Source organism: Photobacterium sp. BZF1 (assembly GCF_014349205.1).
Lineage (GTDB): Bacteria > Pseudomonadota > Gammaproteobacteria > Enterobacterales > Vibrionaceae > Photobacterium.
In genome coordinates this window covers 35,186-44,471 of sequence record NZ_JACSOF010000041.1, presented here as the reverse complement: position 1 = coordinate 44,471, position 9,286 = coordinate 35,186, and the positions used below count along the sequence as shown (strand labels likewise).

Genomic DNA, 9,286 nt, shown 5'->3' with positions numbered 1-9,286 from the left:
CTTGAATTCGTCGGTAAAGCTTCGTCTAGTAACAACTTTCATATAAACACCTCTTATTCCTAATAAAGAGGTGTCTACTTTTAGGGGGTCACTTCAGGTTCTGGGTTCTATTTTGAAATCTCGCTTACATGAGCACAACAGAAAAAATAATTATGAGATTGTAAAAGCAATTAATAATCAGAGTAGTTTCCTCCCTCTTCTCTGACTTGGCCGCTTCTGTACTGTATGAGTTTAGCTAGCTTTTTGCCTAACAATTGGGTGTTTTCAATAACTTCATTGGCTTTATTAGGCTCTATATATCCAAACTCTCTAGCAAGCATTAGCTGTGTTAGCAGTTCGCCACAGGAACCTTTTGCATAGTAAAGAAAACGGACTGATTCTCGACGAGTCTCCCTTTCTTCTCCTTCTGCAATATTGGAAGGTATAGAGACAGCGGCACGACTTATTTGGTCTTTAAAACCATAATCTTTGCAGCCTCTCATTAAACGATAAACACACGCAGCTATTTTGTAGCTTTCTTGCCATACCTGTAATTTGAAATACTCCATATCAACTCCAGAATAGTCAGCATTCCAAAGATGATTACATAAATTACTGAATGCAAAATCTTTATCTGCAAGTTAAAGCCACCACTCAGTTTAATGAAAATCAACTCTTTATAACTTACACAAAAACTAGCAAGCTTAAACTTCGCTTAGTCATCCCCTCAGTATCTTATGTTTGTCCCAATTGGCTCTCAAAATGAGCTTGTCCCAGCACCAAGGCCCCCCTTTCCTAGGACCCTCTTTTCCCAGGACCTAGGGCCTCTGGCCTCCCCCGATTTTCCTCTACCCCTCAGCACTCAAACGTGCGATCCCTCTCATAACCCGACGATTGTCAGCAATTAATTACAATTACGATCACATTTCATTTACATCCCACCTTGAATTTCGCTCTGAAATTGCCTATTCATTTGTATATACATTATGAATATTGAACCCCTTGCTAGAAACATGAAATGAGCAATATGGGTTCACAACAGGACATAACTTCAGGGCCACGAAATGGATAGAGTGCTGACAAACATCAAAATGGTCACCCTAGCAGGCGAAGATGGCTACCAAGTCATCAGCGATGCGATGATCGGGATTCAGGATGGCATGATTATGTATGCTGGCCACAGAGAGCATTTTGACTGCCACGGACATCCTGAAGTCATTGATTGCCAAGGCGCACTGGTTACACCGGGCTTGATAGATTGTCACACTCACCTAGTCTTTGCCGGCAACCGTGCCGAAGAATTCGAACAGCGCCTCAATGGTGTGCCTTACGAGCAAATCGCCAAAGCGGGCGGTGGGATCTTATCTACCGTTCGAGCTACCCGTGAAGCATCAGAAGAAACCCTTTTCCTGTTGGCGTGCGAACGGTTGCAGGGCCTGAAAAATGAAGGTGTAACGACAGTCGAAATAAAATCGGGCTACGGCCTTACCCTTGAGGATGAACTGAAAATGCTTCGGGTGGCACGTCGGATCGGCGAAATGCCGGATATCAATGTCTCGACGACCTTGCTCGCTGCCCATGCCCTGCCACCTGAATACGCCGGAGATCCCGACAGCTATATCCAATATATTTGTGATGAGATCATTCCCGCAGCTGCTCATGAGCATTTAGCTGATGCCGTCGATGTATTCTGTGAAGGCATTGGTTTTAGTACCAACCAATGCCAGCAAGTCTTCCAAGCCGCGCAAAAACATGGCCTTGCTATTAAGGGGCATACTGAACAGCTCTCCAACTTAGGTGGCAGCGCCATGGCCGCTCGAATGGGCGCCTTATCTGTTGATCATATTGAGTACCTTGATAACGAAGGTGTAGCAGCCCTTGCCGCTTGTGGCACTGTCGCGACCTTGCTTCCCGGCGCATTTTATTTCCTTCGCGAAAGCCAGATGCCACCGCTCGATCAGCTACGTCAGCTGAATGTGCCAATGGCAATTTCCACTGACTTCAACCCCGGCACCTCACCCATAGCTTCTATTCGTACCATGATGAACATGGCATGTACCTTGTTCCGGTTAACACCGGAAGAGTGCCTACGCGGTGTGACAATCAATGCAGCCAAAGCACTTGGGCTTGATGAGCAGCGAGGTCAAATCTGTCAGGGTATGAAAGCTGATTTAGCCATTTGGAAGTTATCGCACCCAGCCGAGCTGTCATACCGCCTTGGTGTGCCTGATCTCAAGGCGCGAATAGTCAATGGTGAACTGTTCAACCAAGCTAGTTTACCTCGTTCAGGGCAATAAGGAGGAGTCCCCCATGTCAGTTGATATGACAGTGTGGAAAGGCCGCAGCGACCCAGAAGACGGTAACTTAGGATTACGCTGGCATGAGGTGATCAAGCCTGCGGATGAAGTCAACGATGCTGGCATCATGCTGCTCGGCTTTGCCTGCGATGAAGGTGTTTCCCGTAACAAAGGCCGTACCGGGGCTTATGATGCCCCTATCACGATTAGAAAAGCGCTGGCAAACCTAGCCTGGCACCATACCGAGCCCGTTTATGATGGCGGCGATATTTGCTGCAATGATGGTAACCTTGAACAGGCCCAGCAACGCTTGGGAGCCGATGTCTGCCGTGCACTTCGCCAAAAGCACAAAGTGATCGTATTCGGCGGTGGCCACGAAGTGGCTTGGGGAACTTTCCAAGGTATAGGCAGTTACCTGCTGCAAAAACAGCACGCTCAAGACGGTGTGATAGAGCCCGAGGATTTGGCCACCACCCTCTCGGTTCCCAAAATTGGCATTATCAATTTCGATGCCCATTTTGATTTGCGTAACCCGCCTTCTGGTGGCTCTGCCGAACAAGGCAGTTCGGGGACACCTTTCCAGCAAATTGCACGGTTTTGCGAGCTGCAGGGCTGGCCATTCAACTATGCCTGCCTTGGCTTGAGCCGCGCAGGCAATACTCAGGCGCTTTATGAAAAAGCCGACAAGTTGGGCGTGCTTTATTTCGACGACTGCGAGCTCACCCACCAGCGCTTGCCTTTGATCATAGAGTCATTGGAGCACTTTATTGCCCAATGCGATTACCTCTACCTGACCATCGACATTGATGTGTTTCCAGCCAGCACCGCACCGGGGGTCAGCGCTCCCGCAGCACGAGGTGTACCGCAAGACATCATTGAACCATTAATAAATACCGTATTAGCAGCCGAAACACCTTCTGGAGAAAAGAAAGTGCTGGTTGCTGATATGGCGGAATTAAACCCGAGATTTGATATCGACAACCAAACAGCACGACTCGCAGCGCGACTGGCCTGGACCATCGCCCGTGCCCTACGTTAATCAACGCCGCTGTCTTTATAACCCATTACAGTGACAGCATTGCAAGGAGAGCCACATGACACACGATACCCAGCCTCGCTTGGATGAAAGCCGCACCATTATTGCCCCAACAGGCACAACGCTTAATGCCAAGTCATGGTTAACCGAAGCCCCACTTCGGATGTTGATGAACAACCTCCATCCTGACGTGGCCGAACACCCACATGCTTTGGTGGTATATGGCGGCATTGGCCGTGCTGCAAGGAACTGGCAGTGCTATGACAAAATCGTTGAGGTGCTAAAGCGCCTTGAAGAAGATGAAACCTTACTGGTTCAATCCGGTAAGCCAGTCGGTGTATTTAAAACCCACAGCAATGCGCCTCGAGTGTTGATCGCTAACTCGAACTTGGTCCCTCACTGGGCTAACTGGGAGCATTTCAACGAGCTAGATAAAGAAGGCTTGATGATGTACGGCCAGATGACAGCAGGTAGTTGGATCTATATCGGCTCCCAGGGCATCGTACAAGGCACCTATGAAACCTTTGTTGCCATGGCAAAACAGCACTTCAATGGTGACAGTTCTGGTCGCTGGATCCTAACCGGTGGCCTTGGTGGTATGGGTGGTGCTCAGCCTCTTGCAGCCACTATGGCTGGATTCTCAATGCTTGCCGTTGAATGTGATGAGAGCCGTATCGACTACCGACTACGTACTGGCTACGTTGATTGCAAGGCAACTTCCCTTGATGAAGCTTTGGCTATTATCGAAGAAGCAAAACAAACCGGCAAGCCTGTTTCTGTGGGCCTGCTTGGCAATGCGGCCGATGTTTTCTCTGAAATTGTAGAACGTGGCATTGTGCCTGATTGTACTACCGACCAAACCTCAGCCCATGACCCATTGAATGGTTACCTCCCTCAAGGCTGGACTATGGCGCACGCCGCCGAGATGCGTCAGCGCGACGAAGCCGAGGTTGTCAAAGCCGCTAAGGCATCTATGGCCGTGCAGGTAGAAGCGATGCTCGCCCTTCAGAAAGCAGGTTCTGCAACCGTAGATTACGGCAATAACATCCGCCAGATGGCTTTTGAGGTCGGTGTAGAGAATGCCTTCGACTTCCCGGGGTTCGTTCCGGCTTATATCCGTCCGCTATTCTGCGAAGGTGTCGGGCCTTTCCGCTGGGCAGCCCTCTCTGGCGATCCAGAAGATATCTATAAGACCGACCAGAAAGTGAAAGAGCTGATCCCTGATAATCCCCACCTACACAATTGGCTAGACATGGCCCGTGATCGTATCCAGTTCCAAGGTTTGCCAGCACGGATCTGTTGGGTGGGCCTTAAAGATCGTGCTCGCCTAGGCAAAGCGTTCAATGAAATGGTCAAGAACGGTGAGCTGAAAGCACCGATTGTCATTGGTCGTGACCACCTCGATTCCGGCTCGGTCGCCAGCCCTAACCGTGAAACCGAAGGCATGATGGATGGTTCTGACGCTGTGTCAGATTGGCCACTACTTAATGCATTGCTAAACACAGCTTCAGGTGCAACCTGGGTATCACTACACCATGGTGGTGGTGTAGGTATGGGCTTCTCGCAGCATTCAGGCATGGTCATTGTCTGTGACGGAACGGATGAGGCCGCCGAACGTGTTGGCCGCGTACTTCGCAATGACCCAGCAACCGGTGTAATGCGCCACGCCGATGCCGGATACGACATCGCGGTTAACTGTGCCGAACAACAAGGCCTAGACTTACCGATGATCCCTTCAACCCAAAAATAATAAGATCACCAAAGGACGTTGTATGTACCAAATTGAAATCAATCCGGGGAAATTGTCTCTCAAGCAGCTGCGACATATCAGTCGCCACAAAGTGACACTGTCACTTAATAACACAGCTTATGATGACATGTTAGCAAGTACCCAGGCCGTTGAGCAGGTGATCGCAGAAGACAGGGTCGTTTACGGCATCAACACAGGTTTTGGCTTGCTTGCCAACACCCGTATTGCCGTCGAAGATCTAGAAACCCTGCAACGCAGTATTGTATTGTCCCATGCCGCTGGCATTGGCGAGTTCATGGAAGATCATACCGTCAGGCTGATGATGGCCCTGAAGATCAACAGCCTTGCCCGTGGTTATTCGGGGATCCGACCAAAAGTAGTTGATGCGCTAATCACGCTGGTAAACGCTGAAGTCTACCCTTGCATCCCACAGAAAGGATCGGTTGGAGCATCAGGCGATCTTGCGCCATTGGCTCATATGAGCACGGTGCTTTTAGGTGAAGGACAGGCTAGGCACAATGGCGAAGTTATCAGCGGTGCAGCAGCACTGAAAATAGCAGGCCTAGAACCTATTACCTTAGCACCAAAAGAAGGCCTAGCGCTGCTCAATGGTACACAAGCTTCTACCGCTTTTGCGCTTGAAGGCTTGTTTGCCGCCGAAGACCTATATGCTTCGGGCACCGTCTGTGGTGCTATGTCAGTTGATGCTGCGCTCGGTAGCCGCCGTCCGTTTGACCCGCGAATCCATCGCGTGCGCGGTCACCGTAGCCAGATTGATGCCGCAATGGCCTACCGCCACCTGCTAGACAAGGAAAGTGAGATTGGCCTCTCGCACCAGCAGTGCGAAAAAGTCCAAGACCCTTACTCACTCCGCTGTCAGCCTCAGGTTATGGGGGCTTGCCTGCAGCAGATCCGCCACTCTGCAGATATTCTCGAGATTGAAGCCAATGCGGTTTCTGACAACCCATTGGTGTTTGCCGAAGATGGCGACATCATTTCGGGGGGTAACTTCCATGCCGAACCGGTTGCCATGGCTGCCGATAACCTCGCGCTTGCCATCGCTGAGATTGGTAGCTTGTCAGAGCGCCGCATGGCCCTGTTGATTGATAGTGGGCTGAGCAAACTTCCGCCTTTCTTGGTCGATAACGGCGGCGTGAACTCCGGCTTTATGATTGCGCAGGTAACTTCTGCGGCACTGGCCAGCGAGAACAAGACCCTCGCCCATCCCGCTTCTGTCGATAGCCTGCCGACTTCAGCAAACCAAGAAGACCATGTCTCTATGGCCACTTTTGCCGGTCGCAGGCTCAAGGACATGTCGGAAAATACCCGCGGGATCTTGGCGGTTGAACTGCTTGCAGCAGCACAAGGCTTGGATTTCCGCTCGCCAAACCGCAGTTCGGAACGTTTGGAGCAAGCGAAGGAAATGCTGCGGGCACGTGTGAGCTTCTACGATAAGGACCGCTACTTCGCGCCGGATATCGAAAAAGCCAATGAACTGTTGCTGGAAGCCCATTACAACACGCTAATGCCATCACAACTGTTGCCTAGCTTTTAAGTCGCGATGATCAACCCATAATGTAGGGATATAAAAAAGCGCCCCATATTGATTGATATGGGGCGCTTATTTCTTGTTAATTGCTATTTGATTATTTGCTGTTAAACAACGAGCTCCCCCGCCCCTTTGGCAGAAACTTCACTGTTTTCAACTAAGAATACCGTGGCAGCTTGTTTGAGTTTCTTCCACTCTGCATCGTCAACCTGTATCCCCTCACGCCAAGCGTTTAAGTAGGTATTTCGTAAACTGGCTGAATCGATTTGCTGATATCCTTGAATACTCGGAGAGGGAAGAGCGAAGTTAGAAACCGATAACTCAATGGTCATATCATGAACATTTACATAGGCTTCTGAAACATGGTCTTCAGAGCGCTCATCGGACTGGTATAACTCAGGGAATACACAGCCTTTATTCAACACATAGAGCGTCTTTCTCCTATCGGAGCCATTTGACCACTGTGCCTTACAGGCCAACCCTTTCGCTGACAGTTTTACCAGCTCACTATAGGCAAGCCAGCGGTTGTGGCAATTGCTGACATGGATCGTCAGTATTTTCACCTTCACCATCTGTTCGACCGCATAATCAATCACACTTGGTAGATGGCAAGCCAAACTTGCCCCACCCATGTCGACTTCAATTTTGTCCTGTGTAGGCTTTACCAAGGTAACTGGGCTATCCTTTTCGTTGGCCAAATAAGGCACGGCTTTATTGAAATGAGCAACGCCATTGAGACCAACCAGTTGCAAGTCAGCGACCATATTTGCTATCACATCCGCTTCACCACAACAGCGACGTAACCCTAGGAATGCTTTGTTTACGGCAGTCACTAGCTCATTATGAGATACAATCATTTTGCTTCTCCTGCTAAACCGGACAATGATAACTCTTGGCTTGATGGTAGGACTGGGAAGAGCCACTCCCCATCGTGAATTTCATCCAGCAATGGAGCGCCTTGGAAAAACGTCACTTGCACCCAACGGTCGGAGCGCGGGTCAAACTTGGTCGCACCAAATACCGCCAGCTTACAACGCAACAAGTGCATAGGTAGCGAGCCTTTGTGCAACACATTCATCTGAATATCACCCATGACTTTGTTACCCAAAGTCCATGCTCGCTTGGCAATCCCCCGGTACTGCGGGTTCTGTACCAAAAACTCGGCCAAGGTTTGTTGCGGCTCACTTTGCAGTAAAGCGCTATACAACCGGTATACCTGACGACCAATATCGAGCGGCAATTCCCGCTCTTCACCGGCCTCTTCACCACGAACGCCAAGGCGCGGCTCTTCTTTATCTTGCGAACGGTACCAGAACCAATAGCTGTTCTCAGGCAATTGGAAATCAGTATCTATAGCCCAGCGGTAGCGACTTTCTAATACCAACATCAGATCTTTTACTTTCTTACCGCTGGTCAGCGCTAGCGTTTCATCACAGTTCATTTTCTCTTGAAAACTGTCTGCAATATCGGGGTAAAGCTCCATTAAACAAGAAAGAATGATTTCTTGGGCTTCCAGCCCACTACCTTGCGAATGCTCAAAAAGCGCATGCCAATCCGTTGTGCTCTCTGGTGCAAAGTTGGCAATAACATTTCTGAAAGTGGTTAGCTCTTGTTTGGCTTGCTTGTTCAATAAGCGTTGGTGATCATCAATCGTCACGACTTGGTTTAGGTGAATAACCGCCTGCCCCAGTAAATGGTCCAACTGAGGTAACTTAGCCCGGTCAAAAGCCTGGCCTAAAATCTCAGCGAGGGCTTGCTCCCGTGTAGTCATCCACTGATCAACAATACAAGGGTGGTTGATCAGGTAGGGAGCCATCCCCAATCCGGTGGCATTGCCCACCCCCAGATAGCGCTGTAGTGAACGGTGCAAGGTTGTCGCTTTTTCACCCCCTCGCTGCTTGGCAAGATAATGAATCCAATCAAGGCTGAACTCACGAAGTAAATATACGGCACACATCTGGGCGCTGAAAGACTGATGGAAATCTGGGTTGTCTTCCAGCAGTTTGAAATCTGCAATCCCGAACTTTCCGTTACCATAAACCGCAGTAGTGCGCAGGATATATCCGACATTCGCCAACTGTTGTGGGTCTGGCTGATTACCCTCAGCAAGGTTTGACACTAGGTGTTCGAATACCCGCACGCTTTTATTGGCACGTGCAAGGACCAAGGCACTGTTAGGGTTACGGCCTGCTTCCTGCAACGGCACATTGGCTCGTAACCTTTCTAGCAGCGACTTATCAACCTCACCCTGAATAAGGGCAAATGTGACATCCCACTTTTCGGCAATGACGCGGTCATTACGCTCTTCATCGCTGATTTCATCGCAGAACACCACGAGGTGGTACTGGTGTTGCTGGGTTTCAAGCCGATAAATCGCATGACCGTAACCTTCAGGTGACAGTTGCCAATCGTGTTGGCTTACCTGCCACTTTTTCTGCGCCATCTGGCGAATAAAGTAACGGACAAAACTAATCCGGTTTTGGTGCATAGCACCTAGTCTTTCCGGAGCCATAACCACTTCTGGCAGGCGTAAGGTGTTATTAGATTTCAGGGAACGATGTGCATCCATATTGCTCACCACCAATTTTATAATTATGTTTCTGGTTTAAGGCGTCCAACTACCGCCCGGGAATGTTGTTGATAGAGTACGTGTCAATCCATTTGAGCCTGTAGGG

At 49.6% G+C, this 9,286-nt stretch carries 7 protein-coding genes; 4 read left to right on the top strand and 3 right to left on the bottom strand.

What is annotated here, in order from left to right; all coding sequences use genetic code 11:
- Nucleotides 1-170: 170 nt before the first annotated feature.
- Complete coding sequence (locus BIZ37_RS11310; RefSeq protein ID WP_187461599.1) at nt 171-548, bottom strand: four helix bundle protein; 378 nt, start codon at nt 546-548, stop codon at nt 171-173.
- Nucleotides 549-1,043: 495 nt separating this feature from the next.
- Between BIZ37_RS11310 and hutI the strand changes: the two genes are divergently transcribed.
- From hutI to hutH, 4 genes are read left to right on the top strand one after another with little or no spacing between them, the layout of a single operon-like run.
- Nucleotides 1,044-2,276, top strand: coding sequence for an imidazolonepropionase (gene hutI / locus BIZ37_RS11305; protein ID WP_187461598.1), 1,233 nt, complete (start codon nt 1,044-1,046; stop codon nt 2,274-2,276).
- A gap of 13 nt (nt 2,277-2,289) precedes the next feature.
- Nucleotides 2,290-3,315 carry a formimidoylglutamase gene (hutG, locus tag BIZ37_RS11300; RefSeq protein ID WP_187461597.1) on the top strand — a complete coding sequence of 342 codons (1,026 nt, stop codon included), beginning with the start codon at nt 2,290-2,292 and terminating at the stop codon, nt 3,313-3,315.
- Nucleotides 3,316-3,370: 55 nt separating this feature from the next.
- Nucleotides 3,371-5,062 (top strand): urocanate hydratase, encoded by a 1,692-nt coding sequence (gene hutU / locus BIZ37_RS11295; protein WP_187461596.1) that lies wholly within the window; start codon nt 3,371-3,373, stop codon nt 5,060-5,062.
- Between the two features lie 22 nt (nt 5,063-5,084).
- The gene (gene hutH / locus BIZ37_RS11290) at nt 5,085-6,617 is read left to right on the top strand and encodes a histidine ammonia-lyase (protein ID WP_187461595.1); all 1,533 of its coding nucleotides are present in this window, start codon (nt 5,085-5,087) and stop codon (nt 6,615-6,617) included.
- 101 nt (nt 6,618-6,718) lie between these two features.
- Here hutH and BIZ37_RS11285 read toward each other — a convergent pair whose 3' ends face one another.
- Both BIZ37_RS11285 and BIZ37_RS11280 read right to left on the bottom strand, forming a co-directional pair.
- Nucleotides 6,719-7,468, bottom strand: a complete 750-nt coding sequence (locus BIZ37_RS11285; protein WP_187461594.1) for a DUF3726 domain-containing protein — start codon at nt 7,466-7,468, stop codon at nt 6,719-6,721.
- A complete protein-coding gene (locus tag BIZ37_RS11280) occupies nt 7,465-9,180 on the bottom strand; it encodes a hypothetical protein (protein WP_255526738.1) in 1,716 nt (571 codons plus the stop codon). Before BIZ37_RS11280 ends, BIZ37_RS11285 begins: the two co-directional genes overlap by 4 nt.
- Nucleotides 9,181-9,286 lie beyond the last annotated feature (106 nt).